The 18,301-nt window shown below is 44.1% G+C and carries 26 protein-coding genes; 12 read left to right on the top strand and 14 right to left on the bottom strand.

The features are described from left to right. Nucleotides 1–13: 13 nt before the first annotated feature. Nucleotides 14–295, bottom strand: coding sequence for a hypothetical protein (locus tag VFA52_01240; protein HZS42821.1), 282 nt, complete (start codon nucleotides 293–295; stop codon nucleotides 14–16). Nucleotides 296–327: 32 nt separating this feature from the next. On the opposite strand from VFA52_01240, the gene VFA52_01235 reads away from it, so the two are divergent. From VFA52_01235 to VFA52_01185, 11 genes are all read left to right on the top strand, one after another. After that, a complete protein-coding gene (locus VFA52_01235; GenBank protein HZS42820.1) occupies nucleotides 328–564 on the top strand; it encodes an AtpZ/AtpI family protein in 237 nt (78 codons plus the stop codon). Nucleotides 565–574: 10 nt separating this feature from the next. Then, nucleotides 575–1,324 carry a F0F1 ATP synthase subunit A gene (gene atpB, locus VFA52_01230; GenBank protein HZS42819.1) on the top strand — a complete coding sequence of 250 codons (750 nt, stop codon included), beginning with the start codon at nucleotides 575–577 and terminating at the stop codon, nucleotides 1,322–1,324. Nucleotides 1,325–1,357: 33 nt separating this feature from the next. Then, nucleotides 1,358–1,756: a cupin domain-containing protein gene (locus VFA52_01225; GenBank protein ID HZS42818.1), complete on the top strand. Its 399-nt coding sequence runs from the start codon at nucleotides 1,358–1,360 to the stop codon at nucleotides 1,754–1,756. Between the two features lie 128 nt (nucleotides 1,757–1,884). Next, entirely contained in the window at nucleotides 1,885–2,106 is a 222-nt protein-coding gene (gene atpE, locus VFA52_01220; protein HZS42817.1) for an ATP synthase F0 subunit C, read from the top strand. Nucleotides 2,107–2,136: 30 nt separating this feature from the next. Continuing rightward, nucleotides 2,137–2,655: a F0F1 ATP synthase subunit B gene (gene atpF, locus VFA52_01215; GenBank protein ID HZS42816.1), complete on the top strand. Its 519-nt coding sequence runs from the start codon at nucleotides 2,137–2,139 to the stop codon at nucleotides 2,653–2,655. A gap of 3 nt (nucleotides 2,656–2,658) precedes the next feature. After that, complete coding sequence (locus VFA52_01210) at nucleotides 2,659–2,973, top strand: F0F1 ATP synthase subunit delta (protein ID HZS42815.1); 315 nt, start codon at nucleotides 2,659–2,661, stop codon at nucleotides 2,971–2,973. Between the two features lie 4 nt (nucleotides 2,974–2,977). Beyond that, complete coding sequence (gene atpA, locus VFA52_01205; protein HZS42814.1) at nucleotides 2,978–4,516, top strand: F0F1 ATP synthase subunit alpha; 1,539 nt, start codon at nucleotides 2,978–2,980, stop codon at nucleotides 4,514–4,516. Then, on the top strand, nucleotides 4,503–5,441 hold the full coding sequence (atpG, locus tag VFA52_01200; protein HZS42813.1) for an ATP synthase F1 subunit gamma: 939 nt from the start codon (nucleotides 4,503–4,505) through the stop codon (nucleotides 5,439–5,441). Before atpA ends, atpG begins: the two co-directional genes overlap by 14 nt. 33 nt (nucleotides 5,442–5,474) lie before the next feature. Continuing rightward, a complete protein-coding gene (gene atpD / locus VFA52_01195; protein ID HZS42812.1) occupies nucleotides 5,475–6,875 on the top strand; it encodes a F0F1 ATP synthase subunit beta in 1,401 nt (466 codons plus the stop codon). Further along, nucleotides 6,875–7,108: an ATP synthase F1 subunit epsilon gene (atpC, locus tag VFA52_01190; protein HZS42811.1), complete on the top strand. Its 234-nt coding sequence runs from the start codon at nucleotides 6,875–6,877 to the stop codon at nucleotides 7,106–7,108. Before atpD ends, atpC begins: the two co-directional genes overlap by 1 nt. 27 nt (nucleotides 7,109–7,135) lie before the next feature. Beyond that, on the top strand, nucleotides 7,136–7,987 hold the full coding sequence (locus VFA52_01185) for a hypothetical protein (protein HZS42810.1): 852 nt from the start codon (nucleotides 7,136–7,138) through the stop codon (nucleotides 7,985–7,987). 17 nt (nucleotides 7,988–8,004) lie between these two features. Here the strand turns inward: VFA52_01185 and tgt are convergent, their stop codons facing one another. From tgt to VFA52_01165, 4 genes are read right to left on the bottom strand one after another with little or no spacing between them, the layout of a single operon-like run. Then, nucleotides 8,005–9,210, bottom strand: a complete 1,206-nt coding sequence (gene tgt, locus VFA52_01180) for a tRNA guanosine(34) transglycosylase Tgt (GenBank protein HZS42809.1) — start codon at nucleotides 9,208–9,210, stop codon at nucleotides 8,005–8,007. After that, nucleotides 9,210–9,713, bottom strand: coding sequence for an FKBP-type peptidyl-prolyl cis-trans isomerase (locus VFA52_01175; GenBank protein ID HZS42808.1), 504 nt, complete (start codon nucleotides 9,711–9,713; stop codon nucleotides 9,210–9,212). Before VFA52_01175 ends, tgt begins: the two co-directional genes overlap by 1 nt. Before the next feature lie 10 nt (nucleotides 9,714–9,723). Beyond that, nucleotides 9,724–9,990, bottom strand: a complete 267-nt coding sequence (locus VFA52_01170) for an MGMT family protein (protein HZS42807.1) — start codon at nucleotides 9,988–9,990, stop codon at nucleotides 9,724–9,726. A gap of 6 nt (nucleotides 9,991–9,996) precedes the next feature. Then, nucleotides 9,997–10,326, bottom strand: a complete 330-nt coding sequence (locus VFA52_01165) for a hypothetical protein (protein ID HZS42806.1) — start codon at nucleotides 10,324–10,326, stop codon at nucleotides 9,997–9,999. A 116-nt stretch (nucleotides 10,327–10,442) separates the two neighbouring features. Here VFA52_01165 and VFA52_01160 point away from each other — a divergent pair, with 116 nt between their 5' ends. Further along, the gene (locus VFA52_01160; GenBank protein HZS42805.1) at nucleotides 10,443–10,700 is read left to right on the top strand and encodes a plasmid stabilization protein; all 258 of its coding nucleotides are present in this window, start codon (nucleotides 10,443–10,445) and stop codon (nucleotides 10,698–10,700) included. Between the two features lie 100 nt (nucleotides 10,701–10,800). Here VFA52_01160 and VFA52_01155 read toward each other — a convergent pair whose 3' ends face one another. The 9 genes from VFA52_01155 to VFA52_01115 all read right to left on the bottom strand — a co-directional run bounded on the left by VFA52_01155 (nucleotide 10,801) and on the right by VFA52_01115 (nucleotide 18,297). Continuing rightward, nucleotides 10,801–11,397, bottom strand: coding sequence for a hypothetical protein (locus VFA52_01155; protein ID HZS42804.1), 597 nt, complete (start codon nucleotides 11,395–11,397; stop codon nucleotides 10,801–10,803). A gap of 1 nt (nucleotide 11,398) precedes the next feature. After that, a complete protein-coding gene (locus VFA52_01150) occupies nucleotides 11,399–12,058 on the bottom strand; it encodes a thioredoxin domain-containing protein (GenBank protein ID HZS42803.1) in 660 nt (219 codons plus the stop codon). 16 nt (nucleotides 12,059–12,074) lie between these two features. After that, nucleotides 12,075–12,500 (bottom strand): disulfide oxidoreductase, encoded by a 426-nt coding sequence (locus tag VFA52_01145; GenBank protein ID HZS42802.1) that lies wholly within the window; start codon nucleotides 12,498–12,500, stop codon nucleotides 12,075–12,077. Nucleotides 12,501–12,566: 66 nt separating this feature from the next. Continuing rightward, complete coding sequence (locus VFA52_01140; GenBank protein ID HZS42801.1) at nucleotides 12,567–13,469, bottom strand: hypothetical protein; 903 nt, start codon at nucleotides 13,467–13,469, stop codon at nucleotides 12,567–12,569. 23 nt (nucleotides 13,470–13,492) lie between these two features. Next, on the bottom strand, nucleotides 13,493–13,744 hold the full coding sequence (locus VFA52_01135; protein ID HZS42800.1) for a hypothetical protein: 252 nt from the start codon (nucleotides 13,742–13,744) through the stop codon (nucleotides 13,493–13,495). 96 nt (nucleotides 13,745–13,840) lie between these two features. Continuing rightward, complete coding sequence (locus VFA52_01130; GenBank protein ID HZS42799.1) at nucleotides 13,841–14,866, bottom strand: DoxX family protein; 1,026 nt, start codon at nucleotides 14,864–14,866, stop codon at nucleotides 13,841–13,843. Nucleotides 14,867–14,951: 85 nt separating this feature from the next. After that, the gene (locus VFA52_01125) at nucleotides 14,952–15,569 is read right to left on the bottom strand and encodes a lactate utilization protein (protein ID HZS42798.1); all 618 of its coding nucleotides are present in this window, start codon (nucleotides 15,567–15,569) and stop codon (nucleotides 14,952–14,954) included. Nucleotides 15,570–15,642: 73 nt separating this feature from the next. Further along, entirely contained in the window at nucleotides 15,643–16,536 is an 894-nt protein-coding gene (locus VFA52_01120; GenBank protein ID HZS42797.1) for a G1 family glutamic endopeptidase, read from the bottom strand. A 264-nt stretch (nucleotides 16,537–16,800) separates the two neighbouring features. Beyond that, a complete protein-coding gene (locus VFA52_01115; GenBank protein ID HZS42796.1) occupies nucleotides 16,801–18,297 on the bottom strand; it encodes an MDR family MFS transporter in 1,497 nt (498 codons plus the stop codon). Nucleotides 18,298–18,301: the final 4 nt, after the last annotated feature.

Below are 18,301 nucleotides of genomic sequence, written 5' to 3'. Positions count from 1 at the left end.
CAGACAGCTGACCTTAAGCTTTTCTTTTTTTGAATTTTTCTTGGAAATATGAGTCCCAAAAAGAATAAAGAACACGATTTTCCCGGTTGTTTCGCCCTTGGAGTCCCAACCGAATAGCTTCCGCCCTGCTCCTTAGATGAAAGAAGGACAAAGGTTTCTTCTCAAAATCAGGAGACTGTGAAAATATCTTATGTTTTCGGAGATGAACCATGCCGTTTCTGACTCTCTTGGCGAGCACTGTTCCTATTTTTGCGGCGATAGGATCCTTGGCCTTTTTAGATTTAGATTTTTTCATAAACAATCTCTGCCTATGTTATACTACCTCCCGTGGAAAAAGAGAAATCGCCTGATTTAAAGCCAGTAATGCCGAAATCGGAGCTAATATCATTAGTTTTTGAATTGGGTTTTACTATCGCCATTCCAATAGTATTACTGGCTTTGGGGGGACGTCTTTTAGACAGACATTTTCAGACTTCCCCATTATTTCTTTTGGTAGGCGTTTTACTTTCCATTATTATTTCCAGCATTCTGGTTTACAAGAAAACAATTAGGTACTTAAAATAGTTATCTTCTTATGCTCCATATTTCCATCAGCGCCGAACCAATTTTTCAAATCTTTGGTTTTACCGTCACTAATGCTCTGCTTACCTCCTGGCTGGTAATGCTTTTGCTAATTGGGATCGCCTTATTCCTGTCGGCGCGAATCAAACGCGCCGACAAAATCCCGGGCAAATTCCAAAACTTAATGGAATTTGCCATCGAAAAACTGATCGACTTCCTCGAAACCGTCGCCGGAAGTCGATCAGCCGTCATTAAATTTTTCCCGGTGGTGGCTACTATCTTCCTTTTCATTCTTCTTTCAAATTGGCTGGGGATTCTACCGGGCGTTGGCAGTCTTGGTTTTTATCATTTAGAGGATGGCAAACAGGTTTTCGTACCGCTATTTCGTTCGGTCAACTCCGATATCAATATGACTTTGGCTTTGGCTTTGATTGTAGTAACAATGAGTCATGTTGTCGGCTTCATCACTATCGGCCTGAAAAATCATCTCAAGAAATTCTTTCGTCTGACCGGCCCGATTGATTTCTTCACTGGACTTCTCGAAATTATCAGCGAATTCGGCAAAATCATTTCCCTGACTTTCCGTCTTTTTGGAAATGTTTTCGCCGGAGAAATTCTTCTAACAATTATGGTCTTCTTGGTTCCCTATCTTATTCCAGTTCCATTTCTGGCTCTAGAAATTTTCGTGGGTTTCATCCAGGCTTTAATTTTCGCCGTTCTAGCCATGATGTTCTTGGCCCAAGCCACTGAAGCCCATCATTGATTTTTGCCAGGAAGAGAGGTAGGTTGAGAGTAGATGAAACCAATAAGTTCTGAAGAAATTGAATCTCTTCGAAAGGAATATCCGGATTGCCCGCTTATTCTTCTTCCGGAGAAAGATCCTCTGGAAGTAATTGTGGAACTGCCTCAAGTCTTACCCCATCAGAAGAGTGCGATTGCCTTGATTTCAAAATCTGCTCCGCACCACCACGAGGAAACTATTGAGGTTTATGAGGTTCTCCAAGGTACTCTTTTTCTTGAGAGTGGAGACGGAGAATATTTTCTCAAACCTGGCGATTCTCCTTTCATTATCTATCCAAAGATTGTTCATTGGGCCCGAACAGAAGGAGAAATCCTTGCAAAAGTTCGAGTCACAAGTTGTCCCCCTTGGCGATCTACGGATCATCATTTGGAACTGGATATTCACGCTTCTTAGACATTACCCGCTTACGACGGGTATTTTATTTATTTTTCGTCAGAATTTGGCCTTTTAAACGGCTTAAGGTAAGATATTGGCACTGACCCCCAAATGAGGTCATTTTTTATCATTAATTTATTTAAATTATGGATCTTGCTCCTCTCGCCGCCGGTCTAGCTATTGGTCTCGGAGCTATCGGACCGGGTATTGGCATCGGATTATTAGCAGGTAAGGCCATGGAAGCCATTGGCCGAAACCCTGAAGCCGCTCCGCGAATTCAGACGGCCATGATCTTGGCTATCGTCTTCGCCGAAGCTATCGCCATTTACGCTCTGGTAGTGGCTCTTATTATTCAGTTTGTGAAATAAATTTTTTGACACCCTTAAAGGGGTGAGTTTATGTCCGCTTTATTAACAAGTCTCGGCATCGATTGGAAATTGCTTATCGCTCAAGCGATTAATTTTGCCATTCTGGTTTACGTTTTGCGTCGATTTGTTTATGTGCCAGTCATTGATGTTCTGGAAAAAAGACGTCGGGAAATTGCGGAAACCAAAGAAAAGGAAAAGCTGGCCGGCACACGTCTTGCCGAGATTGAAACTGAAAAGCAAAAAATTCTGACCACAGCCAGAGAAGCAGCCCAAGAAATATTGGCTAAAGCGGAAAAGGCTTCTCAGACTCAAACCGAGGAAAGTTTGAGATTAGCGGAAGAGAAAGCCAAGACTTTAATATCGGAGGCCAAGCTTTCGTTGGAACAGGAAAGGCTGAAAATCCGCTCTGAAATTAAGAGTGAGATTGGGGAGGTGGTGACGGCAGCGGTGGAAAAAACTGTTGGAGATTTTTTGAGCAAGGAAGCAGAAGCCAAACTGAAAGCTGACGCCTTGGCCATTATTAGAGAGAATGCTGAGGTGTTTAAATAAGGTATGCGCTATTCCCCTACTCAATACGCTAAAATCTTTGGTGCTCTTTTAGAGAAAACAGCCAAAAATAAGCGCAAAAACGCTGTCAAGAGTTTCGTCAAGATGCTCGAGGAAAATGGCGATTTAAAAAGCGAGTCAGAGATTCTTTATGCTATTGAGAAGAGTTTGTATGAAAAGACCGGCAAAATGAAAAAGGAAATCACGGAAGTTAGTAATGATCCCAATTTAATCGGCGGAGTGAAAATCAAAATTGGCGATACCGTAATTGATAATAGTATCCGAACCAGAATTAATAATTTAAGGCAGGTCATAAGTTAAGCAAATGGAAATCGATTCAATTTTAAATGAATTAAAAGAAGAGATTGCCGGCATTAAATCGGGGCCGTCAATCTCGAATGTCGGAGAAGTCATGCGCGTGGGCGACGGAGTGGCCAGCATTCGCGGCCTTAGTGAAGTGCGTTACTCGGAAATGCTAGAGTTTGAAACTGAAGATGGAAAAATCCTCGGTCTCGCTCTTAACTTGGAAGAGAGCAGTGTTGGAGCCATCGTTTTAGGAGCTTCGGAAAAAATTAAAGAAGGTCAAACTGTCAAAGCGACCGGCACCATTCTTTCTATTCCAGTCGGTGATAATTTAATTGGCCGCGTCATTAATCCTTTAGGTGAGCCAATTGATGGTGGACCGGCTTTGGATAGAAATAAGATGCAAAATTATTTGCTGGAGCGAATTGCCCCCGGCGTTATCACTCGCCAATCGGTTAACAGTCCTTTGCAAACCGGAATTAAAGCAATCGATGCCACTATTCCAATCGGTCGCGGCCAGCGAGAATTGATTATTGGGGACCGACAGACAGGCAAAACAGCCATCGCTATCGATACGATTATTAATCAAGGACAGAACTCGGGCGACAGCGTCCCAATTTGTATTTATGTAGCTATCGGTCAGAAGGAATCAAAAGTCGCTCAGATTGTCGAGAAATTGAAGCAAAGCGGGGCGATGAAATATTCTATTGTTGTTTCAGCCGGCGCTTCCGCGCCAGCCTCCCTCCAGTATCTAGCCCCTTATGCCGGCTGCGCCATTGGCGAATACTTCATGGAAAAAGGTCAGGATGCTTTGGTGGTCTACGACGACCTTTCCAAACATGCCTGGGCCTATCGGCAGATTTCCCTACTTTTACGTCGCCCTCCCGGTCGCGAAGCTTATCCCGGCGATATTTTCTATTTGCATTCCCGCTTGCTTGAGCGAGCGGCCAAATTAAACAAGGATTACGGCGGTGGCTCTTTAACTGCCCTGCCCATTATCGAAACTCAACTTGGCGATATTTCGGCTTATGTGCCCACAAACGTTATCTCCATTACCGATGGTCAAATTTATTTGGAACCTGAACTCTTTTATCAGGGAATTCGACCGGCAGTGAATGTCGGCCTTTCCGTCTCCCGCGTCGGATCAGCCGCTCAAACTAAAGCCATGAAAAAAGTGGCCGGTACTTTGCGTTTGGAACTAGCCCAATTTCGAGAATTGGCTGCTTTTGCTCAATTTGGACAGGATCTTGATAGCGCCACAAAACTAAAAATCGATCGTGGCCGTCGCTTAACGGAAATTCTGAAACAACCGCAGTATTTGAATATGCCTTTTGAGAAGCAAGTAATTTCCATTTTTGTCGCCACTAACGGTTTCTTGGATACGGTTAATATTGAGGATGTTTCCCGCTTTGAAAATGGGCTTCTGAAATTTTTAGACACCAATTATTCGGAGCTCCTTAAGGAATTAAAAGATAAAAAAGATTTAAGTGAAGATCTCCAGAGCAAGTTGAAAAAAGCGGCCGAAGATTTCAAAAATAATTATTTCAATGGCAACCAGTAGAACAATTAAAAATCGTATTCGGGCTACTAAAAACATTGGTCAGATTACCAAGGCCATGCAGGCAGTTTCGGCGGTCAAAATGCGAAAAAGTGAGCAAGGAGCGATCAAGGCTCGGCCATATGCTTTAGCCGCTTTGGAAATTCTAAAAAATATTCGGCGGGCCATTACCGAAGATGATTCCGCTTCAGAACTTGTCCGGGAGCGGCCGATCAAAAAGATTTGCTTAGCGGTAGTTACTTCCGACAAAGGTTTGGCCGGCTCTTTCAATAGTAATGTCTTGCGAAAAGCTAATCAGATTCTGCATCACTCCCCTGCGCGGGTAGAAATAGTAGCGATTGGCAAAAGAGGCCGCGACTTTTTCAGCCGTCGCGGCCACAAGATCATTAAAGAATTTCACGAGGCCGGCGATTACATCAGTTTTCAGGAAACTCTGCCGGTGGCACAATATCTCCAAGAGATTTATCTTTCCGGAGAATATGATGAAGTCCTACTAATTTACACTAATTTTCTGTCAGCTCTCAAACAAGAAGTGGTGGTAAGGAAGATTCTGCCGGTAACTGTAAAAGCTTTGGAAGAAATTACCAAACACATTATTCCGGAACATGGTTTATATGCTGGTTTGCCTCAGGCTATTGACAGAGCTCTCGACAAGCCAAGCGAGAAAATTAACTACCTCTATGAACCTTCCATTCCTCACGTTCTGGAAAATCTTATTCCGCGACTGGTCAGTATTGAATTGCATCAGAGTATTCTGGAAGCTAATGCCTCGGAACACTCTTCCCGCATGGTAGCCATGAAGAATGCTTCGGAGAATGCTTCGGAATTAATTGATGAGCTTGGCATTACTTATAACAAACTCCGACAGGCTGCTATTACTAAAGAATTAACGGAAATCAGCGCCGGCACGGAGGCATTGAACCAGTAAAAAGTTAAAGATAAAAGGTAAAAGAAAAAATATATGAATAAAACTGAAGGAAAAATAATTCAAATAATCGGACCGGTAGTGGATGTGGAGTTTGCCGAGCAAAAGAACTTGCCGGAAATCTACGACGCACTGGAAGTTGAGAGGGGCGCCAGCGAAGCTGACGCTTCCAAACTCGTCCTTGAGGTGGCGCAGCATCTGGGCAGCGGTCGCGTGCGCACTGTTTCCATGGGACCGACGGAGGGTTTAAAACGAGGTCTGGCGGTCTCAAGTACCGGCGCTCCCATCAGCATTCCGGTCGGCAAAGACATCCTCGGCCGAATGTTCAATCTTTTAGGCGAGCCGATTGACGGAGGCGTACCGGCGCCTTCGGAAGCACCGCGGTGGCCAATTCATCGACCGGCTCCAAAGTTTACCGAACAATCAACTAAAGTAGAGATTTTTGAAACTGGTATAAAAGTCATCGATCTAATTTGCCCTTTCATTAAAGGGGGTAAGATTGCTCTCTTTGGCGGCGCCGGTGTCGGTAAAACCGTTCTTCTTCAGGAACTTATCCGAAACGTAGCTACCGTTCACAAAGGCTATTCCGTTTTTGCCGGTGTGGGCGAGCGAACTCGAGAAGGAAACGATCTTTATAATGAAATGAAAGAATCGGGCGTGCTTAACCAGACTGCCTTGGTTTTCGGTCAGATGAATGAGGTGCCGGGCGCCCGATTGCGAGTAGCGCTGACCGGTCTTACCATGACGGAATATTTTCGCGACACTGAAGGTAAAGATGTGCTGTTATTTATCGACAATATTTTCCGCTTCACTCAAGCTGGTTCCGAAGTCTCGGCTCTTCTTGGCCGAATGCCTAGCGCCGCCGGTTATCAACCAACCTTGGCTACCGAAATGGGTGCTTTGCAAGAACGCATTGCCTCCACCACTAAGGGTTCAGTGACTTCCGTGCAGGCGGTTTATGTACCGGCTGACGACATTACCGATCCTGCTCCGGCTACTACGTTTGCTCACCTTGATTCAACAATTGTGCTTTCACGCGCTCTGACTGAACTGGGAATTTATCCGGCCATCGATCCTCTGGAATCCATTTCCACTGCTCTTGATCCAAACATTGTCGGAGAAGAGCATTATCAAGTGGCCCGCGAAGTTCAGCGAATTATCCAACGATACAAGGATCTCCAAGATATCATTTCCATTCTTGGCATTGAAGAGCTTTCAGACGAGGACAAATTAGTAGTGGAACGAGCTCGTAAAATCCAGCGATTTCTGTCGCAGCCCTTCTTCGTGGCTGAACCTTTCACCGGCCGAGCCGGCAAATTTGTCAGCCGAGCCGAAACTATCCGGGGTTTTAAGGAAATTATTGAGGGCAAACATGATAATGTGCCCGAGCAGAATTTCTATTTAGTCGGTGGTATTGAGGAAATTAATCAAAAATAATGAAACTCTATATTTATTCTCTAGAAAGTATTGTCTATGAAGGTGAAGCTGACGTAATCACTTTGCCTACTTTAGAGGGCGAAATAAGCGTTTTGGAGAATCATATTCCTCTGGTTTCCGAGTTAAGAGACGGTTCGGTGGTAATTAAAAATAAAAATCAGCGTGAGGAATTCCCTATTTCCGGTGGCTTCGCCGAAATCAAGCCGAGGAAGACAATTTTACTTGTGGAATAGAGATTAAAGGAGTAATATCAGAAAAAGATGAGTACCCTACACACCGTTCAGTCGTCAAAACTTTTTGATTCCAAGAAGGCTGAAGAATTCGCCCGAGAAAACTTTTATGTTCTTTCGGACGACATCTTCAGTGCTCCTAATACATTACCATTATTACACCGGCCCCGATCATCATATATTCACTGTATCGATGATCGGCACCCTCGAAACATTCTCGGTATTCCAGTGCCGGGAGCGGTGCTGTCTTTCAATGCCAGTTTTATTGCTTCCTTGGAGAAGATCGAGAAGGAAATCGGCCAGATTCTTTATAGCTCCCCGTTTACTATTATGGCTGTTGAAGAAATGCTGGGTCCACCGAGTTATCACAGCGATCAAAGTAGAGCAAAAAATCCTGACAACTTACCTTGTCAGGGTTGCGGCCATGCTTTCGGAGCCGTTGATCGTCCAGAGGAATATTTTCTATCTGAAGATATGGCAAATATCCTGGTGGATTATATTAAAAGCCTTCCTGAAAAAGGGGTCCGTCCTCTTCTGTATGAAGGAGGACATGAGAAGGCCAGAGCTGTTTTCATCATCACCAATCCGCATCTCAGCATGCACCACCAGTCTTCCGATGGTTCCGATCATGCTTATATCTATCACCAGTATTGGCATATGGAATTAATTGATCGACTGGCAAGACGACTATCCATTGTCTTGAAAAACCTGTCCAGAGGGAAATTGGATGAGGAAAATCTGGCAAAGGTGACGAAGGAGGTGGCGAGCAAGCAGCTAGATAGCACAGTGACTCACTTGGGAGCGGATCGGCTACCAAGATTTATTCTCGGTGGAAGCACGGCTGAGGATTTCGAGTTTAAGATGGTTGCGAGACAAAGCTGACCGCCAGGTCAGCTTTTTTATTTTTTGTAGAGACGAAGAAAATTTTCTTTGAAGCTTTGAAAATTTTCTTCGAGAATCGACTGGCGAATATTATTCACCAGATTGGTGATGAAATATATATTATGAATGGAAGCCAAGGTACCGCCAAGAACTTCTTTGGCTCGGAAAAGATGTCCCAAATAGGCCAGAGTAAAATTTTGACAAGTATAGCACTGGCAATCCGGATCAATGGCGTTGAAATTCTGCCGAAATTCTGCGTTTAAAATATTAATCTTCCCTTCTTTAGTGTAAATGGAACCATTGCGGCCAATTCGGGTCGGAGCTACACAATCAAAAAGATCGCAGCCATTTTCAATTCCGCCAAAGAGATCTTCCGGTTCGCCGATTCCCAGCAGGTGGCGCGGCCGATCGTCCGGTAAAACGCTATTAACCCACTCCACCGCCGTATTCATATCTTCCTTGGCGAAAGAGCCACCAATACCGAAACCATCAAAATCCATTTGGCCAATAATTTGAGCGCTTTCTTTTCGTAGCCTTTCATCCCGCCCACCCTGAACAATTCCGAAAAGAGCCTGTTGTGAAGCGTTTTCCGGCTTTGATTGGTGATAGACCAAACATCTTTTGGCCCAGCGATGTGTTCGGTCGAGTGCCTGTCTTTGATAAGTTACGGATTCAGTCGGCGAAGTACACTCGTCGAAAGCAAAAATAATGTCGGCACCGATGTTGTGTTGAACTTCTATCGATTTCTCCGGTGTGAAATAGTGAGAGCTGCCGTCAATGTTCGACTTGAACATCACTCCATCGTGATCAATACTGACTAGTGAAACCTGATCACGTAAATCCTGGGCTTCAGGGAGCAGAAGTTCAGTTTCGCCTTTTAATATTTTGCTGATTCCCTTTCCGTAAGCGACTCCGAGAGAAAAAACTTGAAAGCCACCTGAATCGGTCATGGTCGGCCCAGGCCAATTCATGAATTTGTTTAGTCCGCCGGCCGCTTTTATTAGCTCATCGCCGGGCTGGAGATAAAGATGGTAGGTATTGCCCAGAACGGCCTGAACGCCAATTTCTTCAAGCTGCTTTACTGTCAAGGTCTTGACATTGGCCTTGGTGCCAACCGGTACGAAGGCCGGGGTCAAAATAGAACCGTGCGGCGTTTCTAATCTCGCCGCACGGCCCATTTTTCCTTTTAACCTTTTTTCAATTTGAAATTTAATAGCGGCCACTACTGATTGACTGCCGGAGCGTGTGAGACGTTCAGAAGTTCCACTTCAAAAAGAAGAGTGGAGTTCCCCGGAATCGGGCCGACCGGATTTGGACCGTAACCAAGATTAGGCGGAATGACTAGATCGCGTTTGCCTCCAACTTTCATACCGACAATTCCCTGATCCCAGCCGGAAATAACCTGCCCCGAACCCAAGACGAAAGTAAATGGCTGGCCATGATCATAAGAACTGTCAAATTTAGTGCCGTTAGTGAAAGTGCCAATGTAATTAACCGTAACTGTATCTCCTGCCGAAGCTGCTTCTCCAGCTCCTAATACCACATCTTTGATGCCGAGACCGCTCGCTGTGGTGGTGCCGTTTTCGGCCTCTGTTGATGATGAATTTGATTGAGTCATATTAAATGCTACTGGTTTTTGAATAATTCCATTAAAATAACTGTAAACTAAAAACAAAACGACCGCTGCGATGGCTACCCCCACTGCTACTCCTTGATTACGATTCATAAGATTATTTTTAATTGTTAATTTTATATCCTTCCTTGATTAAAATCCTTCTTTTGGCTGAAGCCCCTCCTCGATTATAATTCCCAATTTTGCCGTCAGTACGAATAACTCGGTGACACGGTACATCCTTCTGGTAATTCTGACTTAAAATGGTGCCAACAGCCCGATAAGCCTTTGGATGGCCAATTTTCATGGCTACTTCTTTGTAAGTTAAAACCTTGCCTTTGGGAATTTTTTTAACCACTTTATAAACTTTCTCTTTAAATGTCTTTTCCATATTGTTTTAGCGATCAGCTCTTAAACGTTCTCGATGGGCTCGATTGGCCGGATGATGTCGGTGGACTTTGTGCCTCCAGTGACGACCGTGCCACCAGCTTGGATATTCACCGGCTCTGAAACAAAATAAATCGTATATTAAAAAGATAGTAACCGCTTCCAGCAAAAAGTGCAAAAATCCGCCACCGAGCGGATAGGCAATCCAGAGGTCAACTATAAATAGATAGACCAGAAAGAACAGACAAGCCAAAGTCACCACCCAGCCGGGGAAATTAACCGGATAATATACGGCAAATTCTCCCCATCTTTTTGGTCTAAACCAGTAGTGACGACTCATGAAATTATTTTAACACATTTTCCGGTAAGGTCGGCGCTTTTAATGCGTCAAAATTCATGAAGGTCGTTTATTAATTTAAACAGTACAAAGTACATTGTACGGAGTACCTAAACACTATGGCTAGAGGCAGTAAGAAAAAATATACTAATAAACAAAAACGCAAGGCCGATCATATCGAAGAAGGCTACGAAAAACGCGGAGTTTCAAAAAAAGAGGCGAAAAAGCGAGCTTGGGCGACGGTTAATAAGAGTGATCGCGGCGGCAAGAAAAGCGGCAGCGGCAGAGGCAAGAAGCAGAATAAAAGCTCAATGCGTAAAGGTGGCCGAAAGGGTGGGCGCAAGGGACGAAAAAAGGGCGGCCGGAAGAGCCGATAGAAAATGAAAGCTCTTTAATCTGTCCAAAAGCCTGTCATTTTTGGACGCCGCCCAAAACAATCCGGCCATTTTTGCTTTCTTCTTCGCCGCGGCAAACCAATTAACTCTTTTCTTCATCTCCGATTTTTAAAACAAAGTTGAAAATTACCTCTACTCCAATTAAAGAGATCAACATAACTAGCGCCCAGACTGTAATTACGCTCCAGCTAAGCTGACTTTCCCGATTTTCTACTTCGCGCAGCGAGCGACCGGCTAAGACAAAGCCAGAGCTTGAAGAACTCGTATAAGAAGTAATGACGGCGGCAATTCGAACAGTTTTTTGAGGTTGCCAAGTTATCCGATCTTCTCCATTTTTTTGAACATATTCAAAAACACCGAGCGGTGGCACAGGGATGAGACCATTAAGAGTGGCTGATGAGGCTAAAGGGTGACCCAGATTGTCGTAGGCAATCAGGAAGACCCCAAGACTTTTGGCAATATCAATTTGAGATGGTCCAACTAATAGCTCTGGAGGGGTGCCAGAAGCTAAAAACTCGCTGGCGTCTTCAACGATACTTATTTGAGGATCATTAGCCGATTGTCGATAATTTTGCTGAACACTGACGTAAATTAGACCAGCCACCAGACTGATAATGGTGGCTGGAAAAAGCCAGAAGAGAAACGGCAACAGGAAACGATGCCGGGTTTGAAAAGACATATTATTTGGCTAAGAGACTGTCAATCTTGGCTTTTAGAGCGGCTACAGTCAGATTTTTATCTACTTCTTCTCCATTAATGTAAACCGTGGGCGTATGATCAAGTCCGAGTTTCTGAACGTCGGCCAGATCGGCGTTAATGCGATCAACATGGGCGTTGTTCTGAACATCGGTTTTAAATTTGTTGACATCTAGTCCCAATTGTTCGGCATAGGTGACAAAAACGGCAAGCGGATCCTGAGTAACAGACGGATCCCAAGCGCTCTGATTCTCGTAAAGAAGATCATGCATCTGCCAGTATTTGCCCTGAGCGCCGGCCGCTTCGGCCGCTTCGGCGCTGATTTTGGCATACTGGTGTTGAGGCAGAGGAAAATTTCGGAAAATAAAGTTGAAATTTGGATTATTTTGATAAAAGTCAGTGACATTCTTGATGGTTGGATAAGCCGCCCCACAGGCTGGACATTGATAGTCTCCGAATTCCACCATGGTAACTTTGGCACTGGAACTTCCAGTCATGTGACTGTTTACGCCCAGCAGCAAAGTTTGCTGATCACCGCTAACAGTAGTTACCGGAGCGGAAGAAGAATTTTTAACAATTAAAACGCCCATGACAATTAAAAAGATTACTCCGATGGTAGTGATGATAATAGATTCTTTAGACATAAATTTTATGTTTCTCTTAATCTTGCTTCTGATAATAACGATATATGAACATTATAACGGTAATTAAAGTAAAGGCGATAAGTGAAAGTAATGGAATAGTAATAAATCCAAACCATTCGATAAGACGAGTGGTGCACGAGACTCCGGCCGTGCAGGGAGCCAGACTTTCCGGAATAATATTGTAATAGAGAAGATTGTGGTAAAGAGCAATCACAAATCCAATAATTGAAAAAGGTAAAACGTAGAGATAAACTTTCTGATCCTTTCGAAGCAAACCGACGGCCAAAATAAGGACTAAAGGATACATGCAGATGCGCTGATACCAGCAAAGCACGCATGGTGGGAGATTCAAGACGTTGCTAAAATATAGACTGCCTCCGAGGGCAACCAAGGAAATAATCCAGCCGAGGTAAAGTCCGTAGCTTCTGGCGAGATTTTTCATGAAAAATAATTATAACAAAACGGCCCTCGCGAAGCGAGGGCCGTTTTCACTTCCCCGATGTGGTTATTAATGAGTGGTTGAGCTTGCGCTGCTGCTTGCAGTCACTCCAATTCTACCGAAAGATCTAAGACCTCGTCGAATAGTTTCCGCATCATCGCGAGCGGTCTTCAGATCAATTCTGGCTGCTTTTAGTTTGGCGCGGGCCGATTGCAAAGCCTGCTTATTAGATTCGGCTTTATTCTTATCCCGATTATCCGGACTTAAAGAAACAACAAGAGAGGCGGCAGCATTCGCTTGTATTTTAGCGTCAGCAATTTTGGCTTGGTAATCACTAAGGGCTATGTTGAGCGATGCGGTATCTTTGCCGGCATTAGTGGCCGCGGTAATCCTGCTCTGGAATTTGCCAGCCACTATGTTCATCATGTCTACGAGAGTGTCTGTTCGATCAGCCGCAACTGCGATCTCGACTTGAGGAATAACTAAGGCATAAATTCGATAAGAGGCAGTAATGGAAGCAATATCGGTTTTCAAAACGGCGGCATCAGTATCGGCGTCGATTTTAGTTTTCAGATTTGTCATGTCTGTAATGGAAGCCTGAATTGAAGCAGCCAGACTGGCCTTAGTGGTAGTGGAAAGTTTTGCCATAGCTGCCACTCGTGCACTCAATTGATTTAGAGAATTGATTCGTTTATTAATAGCGTCGTCTGCTTTAGCTTTGGCGCTGGCCTCCAGAGTGGTTGAGGCAGTGGAGGAAGCCAAGCGGGCTCGAAAATCATCACGAACAGTAGTAGAAGCTTTAACAGTGGTAGTGCCCATCATATGATCCCCTCCCCGCCGAATAAAAGCTTGTGATATGAATTTCAGGAAACTGCTGGATCCTGTAGATCCCTGACTGTCAGCTAAAACGTGACTAGTACTACCGATGAGTAGCGACAACAAAAGAAAAGTTGCAAGAGTAAATTTTTTCATGATTTAAGATATTTTAATAATAATTATGGATTCTGATTGGCAGCATTATAATCATTATCTAAGCCTCTCATCTGAGTATCAATCTTGGCGAAATCCTGATCAAGATCGGCATCGGAATTTCCGCGCGAAAGAGTGGTGGCTTCAATGACTGCCGCACTATTGCTTTCCTTATTGGTTGTATTGGTTAGGCTCTGATTGGAGTACATCCAAACAATCAGGGCGATTACAATAACTATTAAAATAATCCATAAAACTGTTCTAGTCGTTTTTGACATATGTGCTAATTATAAATGGTTAAAGCTAATTTAACTTTAAAATTATATCATGTCCGCTGACGAAACATTAAGCCATGACGTATTTCTTCCCCGAATTTACGGCTTAAAATAAGGGTTTTTGAAAAATCGGTCGAACCAGCTATCCAAACTGTAAAGGTTGGGGGCAAAAATCAGGTTGAGCCCGATTCCATAGAGAATATAGTGTGGCCAGACCAGCTCGCGGAAAAAGATCAAGGATAAAGTCACATAAAAGAGCATCACGATGAGGGTCAGGCGCAGCTGGAAACCAAAAATAATAAAAAGACCAATGGCAATTTCAGCTAAACCGGCTCCAAGCACTACTAACAGTGGGTCATGAGGAAAAAGCAGATGAAATTGAGTCAGATGATAATCATTGACCACATCTAAAGTAAGGATGGCGTGAATAAATTTAATATTGATGGCCGCGTAAACTAAGCCAAAGCCAAAACAAAATCGCAGAAAAAGATTTTCATACTTTCTGTATTTTTCCATCCAGCCCGATGGTCCAAAAAGTAAACCGTCCAGCGAATAAGTGCGAGCGCCAAACGCCATAAGAACAAGGAATTCTCCTACATAATTGATGTAGGTCATCATATAGAGGTGAAAAACTGAAACGGCTAGCCCAAAGATTATTAACGACAAAATAGCGGCATACTCCGTGAATAAACCGAAGAATATAAAAATACTCAAAATGTATAAAACAATTTGGACAACAACCCAAAACGGAAAGGCGGTCAGAGACAATTCCGGTCCGAGAAAACTTAAGCTATAGGCTGAATAGAAAAACGAAATTGCCACCACCAGACGGATTAGGAGTGGTCCGATAGGGTTAAGATAATTCCAAAATCGAGCCCAGCGTTTCCCCAAAGCCGAGTGCTGGAAAAAGAAATTTAAAATAAGGCCTAATAAGATACAGGCGGCAATAATTAGAGTGGTTTTTAAATTTGCTGGATCTTTTAGGGCGTCAAAAGGATGAATACTCTCATCATGTAACCCTTCGGCAATGACTCCTTTCGGCAGCACATAGACTTCGTGAGCAAAGACTAAAACCGGAGAAAAAAGAAAAAAGAAAAAAGTTAATAGTCTTTTCCAAATTCTCATTATATAAATTGTATCATGAAACAGAGGGGCCGCTTTGCGGCCCCTCTGTCCTCTCCGCCTTTCTATGTCAAGATTATGTCCCCAATTAAAATCCGAGCTTTTCCTTAACAATAATCAGGCGAACGTGGCGATTGCCTATCGGGTTTTCATAGTGGAAAATTACTTCCTTCGAAAGATGCGTGCCGATATTGTATAAATCGTGCATGTGTTTGTCTTCCAGTGGTACTACATACTCTTTTAGCCGCTTTCTGGCCTCTTCCAGGGTCGGTACTATCTTTTGCGCCCCGACGACGAAAATCAAATTCGGAGAATTGAATACTATGCCGGGAAGCTGGCTGCCAGTATTAGAAGCAATTACAAATTCCCCTTCCTCACTAAGACCATGAACGCTCCCCAAATAATAGTCAGCCAAAGTGGCCTCGCGACGCATTTGAGCTTGCTTGGCGGGATCTTTTTCTTCCAAGATTTTCCCACGCAGGTTCTGCCAAGGATGTTTTCCTTCTTTTAAATAATCTACCAGACCAATTTCTTCCAGCGTAACGGAGGCCCCCATCATTACTCCCGCGCCGGCTGGAATTATTTTCTTAATTTTCTCCAGAGCTTCCGACTTGTTTTCTACCACTATTGCTTCAACGTTCCGTTCTCGGAGACCCGCTACTGTTCTGTCCAACGCTTCCTGGCTGGCTAATTCGTTATATACCATATAATTTTTTAAGGTTCTTCCTTAACTTTAACTATGGCTAGTTTAGCCATAGTTCAAGAGATTTTATTAATTTTTAATGGGTTCTTGTCCTTAATCCGAACTGACTAAAAAACGTACGGATGAATTCTCTTTGAGTGACATCGCTACCCCTTCTCCAAGTGACCCGGATTACTCGGATAGTTGTAGGAGTGGATGTCGGCACCGTCTCCATCACTGTTTGATTAGATGATCGACTGATACTGAAGCTGTCTCCATTAACTAAGCCCGAAGGAGAAGCCAGAAGAATGCCACTAAAAGTCGTCATGGTGAGGGCGGTCGCTCCCGTCTTGGCAATATTCACATTAGAACCGTTTTGAATTGCCGCACCATTCATTACAAAAAGTGTGCCGAAATTATCAAGCGGAATTAATCTACCGCTGGAATATTCAACTGGCCTTTCCTCAATCCATTCGGCGGATGAGTGGCTGGAAACATATGAGACATTCTGGGTGTAGCTCTGATTGGTGCTGTTATTGGTGAAGGTAATCTGCCAGAGGTTCGGTGATATTTCTGTAATGGCAACCTTGATGGAGTCTCCCGCCTTAATAGAAAGAGGAATATTGACTGCCGCATTCGGTAAGGTTTCGTACCAGGCCTTATAAGTAATCTGACCATTTTGAATAATGGCCTGGGTACCAGCCTGGATCAGATCGGTGCTACTTACTCCGCCAATACCTACCCACATAGCGTCAGCCGAGAGATTTGAGGCGTTGACGGTTGAGACAGCAGGCACGATCCACGTCGCGTTTACGCCGCTATAGCCACCGCTATTAGCCACGTAGCCAGCCCAATTTTCGGAAAGATTGGAAGTTGAAGCAATATTTTGAGCTTGAGGATAACTTTGGGCCAAAACTGGGCTTAGAACAAGGAGACTGTTGACAAGGAGGGTTCCAATCAAAGATTGGAGAAAAGTTTTAAATTTAGACATAAAATAAAGAGATTAGGACTCTGTATAACGAAGAGCCGGCCCGAATCTTACAACATTAGAGCATCCGAAGTCCAGTCGGTGAATCGGGCGGCGGCGAAGCCGTCGTCCTGCCTGTCTAAAGGTTTAGACCTAGAATAGAAATAATTGCTGCATTCAACTCCGTAGCGGAGCATAACCTCCATTTTAAATAGTCTGGCCGACCTTAAAAGAATTCAGCCGGAGATCCGAGGACTTTTAAAATGGAGTGTTTTGCGAAGCGCCTCTCTATGCCTCCACGAAGACTTCCACCTTATCTTCACCGCCCATTTTTACCTTTTTAAAGGAGAAGGCTAGTAAGCCGCCAAAGATAACTAGCAGAGAAGAGACCCAGAAGACTACGGCAAAGCCCATAACTTCCGCTTTCAAAATAATTAAACTGATAAATTCCTTCACGGCCAGCGGATCGGTGCTTCGAAGAGTGCTATGTTGACTGAGCTTCACCACGCTGGAATTAATAGAATTGGTAAGAATGGCCGAAAAAATAGCGATGCCGAAAGCTCCAGCGATGTTTCTTATTAACGCTAGTACCGAAGAAGCTACGCCAATTTCCGATTGGGGCACGGCTGAGGCAATCATGTTAGTACGTTGAGCCATACCAAAGCCCATGCAGAAGGCCATGATCATAAGCGGAAACATCAAATCCCACGGTGTAGAACGTGGGTCAATCCAAGTAAAGAAATAAAGACCAATGCCCGCGCCCAAAGTACTGGCAATAATGACGTACTTCGGCTGGACGCGACCAGTCAGGCGGCCCCCAAGGGGGGCCGCCAACATCAGAGCTCCGGCCATGGGAATAAATAAGTAACCACTTTCGGTAGCGGTGTAACCCAAAAATGTCTGAGCAAAAATCGGAATAATAAAAAGAGAGCCAATCATGCCCATGAAAATAATGAAGTTATTGACAAGAGTATTGACAAAAATGCTGTTCTTAAAGAAGTGTAGATCCACTAATGGTTCTTTAACTATTTGTTCCACTTTAATGAAGGCCCACATCAAGAAAACAGTTAAGAAATAGCAGAGCAAAGCACTAGCAGATAACCACCCCCAGTCGCTTCCCTTATCAAGAACTAAGGTAACGGAAGTTAAGGCACCCCCAAGAAGAAAAGCTCCCCACCAGTCAAAGTAAACCGTTTTATGTTCGGAAACAGATTCGCGAATGAAAATCATGGCCATAATGATTCCAATCACACCGATAGGAATATTAATCAAAAAGACCATTCGCCAGCTGAAACTGTCAATCAATGGCCCGCCGATAAGCGGCCCCAAAACGGCGGAGGCGGCGAAAGCGCTCGACCAAATACCGAGGGCTTGGGCTCTGTCACGTTGGGTAGTAAAAGTAACCGTTAAAATAGCCATGGCGGTCGGATAGTCGGCAGAGGAGGCTACTGCCTGAATGATTCTAAAAACTAGCATGGAAGAAAAATTCCAAGCCAGTCCGGCCAATGCTGAACCAAGAATGAAGATGGAAAAGCCGATAACATAAACTTTTTTCCGGCCGATTGTATCACCAAGTTTGCCCCAGATCGGCACGAAAACGGCGTTAGCTAGAATGTAGGCAGTACCGATCCAGCCAGCCGTAGAGACGGTAATGCCGAAATCGGAAATAATTTTCGGCAAAGCCAGATTAACAATAGTCTGATCGAGACGACCCAGAAAGGTACCAATAATGACCGTCAGCAGAATCCACCATCTTAAATTAGATTTTTCGGCCGTTTTTTCCATTAGA

This window comes from Candidatus Paceibacterota bacterium (assembly GCA_035652395.1).
Classification (GTDB): Bacteria; Patescibacteriota; Minisyncoccia; order Phycocordibacterales; family CAJBRS01; genus JADGRH01.
This window is presented reverse-complemented; position numbering and strand designations above follow the sequence as displayed.

What these genes read in the sequence shown, in the direction of transcription:
- VFA52_01120 (HZS42797.1), bottom strand. Translation starts at nt 16,536, where the DNA reads ATGTCTAAATTTAAAACTTTTCTCCAATCTTTGATTGGAACCCTCCTT.
- VFA52_01150 (HZS42803.1), bottom strand. Translation starts at nt 12,058, where the DNA reads ATGTCTAAAGAATCTATTATCATCACTACCATCGGAGTAATCTTTTTA.
- VFA52_01155 (HZS42804.1), bottom strand. Translation starts at nt 11,397, where the DNA reads ATGTCTTTTCAAACCCGGCATCGTTTCCTGTTGCCGTTTCTCTTCTGG.
- VFA52_01130 (HZS42799.1), bottom strand. Translation starts at nt 14,866, where the DNA reads ATGAGAATTTGGAAAAGACTATTAACTTTTTTCTTTTTTCTTTTTTCT.
- VFA52_01115 (HZS42796.1), bottom strand. Translation starts at nt 18,297, where the DNA reads ATGGAAAAAACGGCCGAAAAATCTAATTTAAGATGGTGGATTCTGCTG.
- VFA52_01135 (HZS42800.1), bottom strand. Translation starts at nt 13,744, where the DNA reads ATGTCAAAAACGACTAGAACAGTTTTATGGATTATTTTAATAGTTATT.
- atpC (HZS42811.1), top strand. Translation starts at nt 6,875, where the DNA reads ATGAAACTCTATATTTATTCTCTAGAAAGTATTGTCTATGAAGGTGAA.
- atpB (HZS42819.1), top strand. Translation starts at nt 575, where the DNA reads ATGCTCCATATTTCCATCAGCGCCGAACCAATTTTTCAAATCTTTGGT.
- VFA52_01140 (HZS42801.1), bottom strand. Translation starts at nt 13,469, where the DNA reads ATGAAAAAATTTACTCTTGCAACTTTTCTTTTGTTGTCGCTACTCATC.
- VFA52_01125 (HZS42798.1), bottom strand. Translation starts at nt 15,569, where the DNA reads ATGGTATATAACGAATTAGCCAGCCAGGAAGCGTTGGACAGAACAGTA.
- VFA52_01170 (HZS42807.1), bottom strand. Translation starts at nt 9,990, where the DNA reads ATGGAAAAGACATTTAAAGAGAAAGTTTATAAAGTGGTTAAAAAAATT.
- VFA52_01165 (HZS42806.1), bottom strand. Translation starts at nt 10,326, where the DNA reads ATGAGTCGTCACTACTGGTTTAGACCAAAAAGATGGGGAGAATTTGCC.
- VFA52_01145 (HZS42802.1), bottom strand. Translation starts at nt 12,500, where the DNA reads ATGAAAAATCTCGCCAGAAGCTACGGACTTTACCTCGGCTGGATTATT.
- VFA52_01185 (HZS42810.1), top strand. Translation starts at nt 7,136, where the DNA reads ATGAGTACCCTACACACCGTTCAGTCGTCAAAACTTTTTGATTCCAAG.
- VFA52_01225 (HZS42818.1), top strand. Translation starts at nt 1,358, where the DNA reads ATGAAACCAATAAGTTCTGAAGAAATTGAATCTCTTCGAAAGGAATAT.
- VFA52_01240 (HZS42821.1), bottom strand. Translation starts at nt 295, where the DNA reads ATGAAAAAATCTAAATCTAAAAAGGCCAAGGATCCTATCGCCGCAAAA.
- atpD (HZS42812.1), top strand. Translation starts at nt 5,475, where the DNA reads ATGAATAAAACTGAAGGAAAAATAATTCAAATAATCGGACCGGTAGTG.
- atpA (HZS42814.1), top strand. Translation starts at nt 2,978, where the DNA reads ATGGAAATCGATTCAATTTTAAATGAATTAAAAGAAGAGATTGCCGGC.
- VFA52_01160 (HZS42805.1), top strand. Translation starts at nt 10,443, where the DNA reads ATGGCTAGAGGCAGTAAGAAAAAATATACTAATAAACAAAAACGCAAG.
- atpE (HZS42817.1), top strand. Translation starts at nt 1,885, where the DNA reads ATGGATCTTGCTCCTCTCGCCGCCGGTCTAGCTATTGGTCTCGGAGCT.
- atpF (HZS42816.1), top strand. Translation starts at nt 2,137, where the DNA reads ATGTCCGCTTTATTAACAAGTCTCGGCATCGATTGGAAATTGCTTATC.
- VFA52_01175 (HZS42808.1), bottom strand. Translation starts at nt 9,713, where the DNA reads ATGAATCGTAATCAAGGAGTAGCAGTGGGGGTAGCCATCGCAGCGGTC.
- atpG (HZS42813.1), top strand. Translation starts at nt 4,503, where the DNA reads ATGGCAACCAGTAGAACAATTAAAAATCGTATTCGGGCTACTAAAAAC.
- VFA52_01210 (HZS42815.1), top strand. Translation starts at nt 2,659, where the DNA reads ATGCGCTATTCCCCTACTCAATACGCTAAAATCTTTGGTGCTCTTTTA.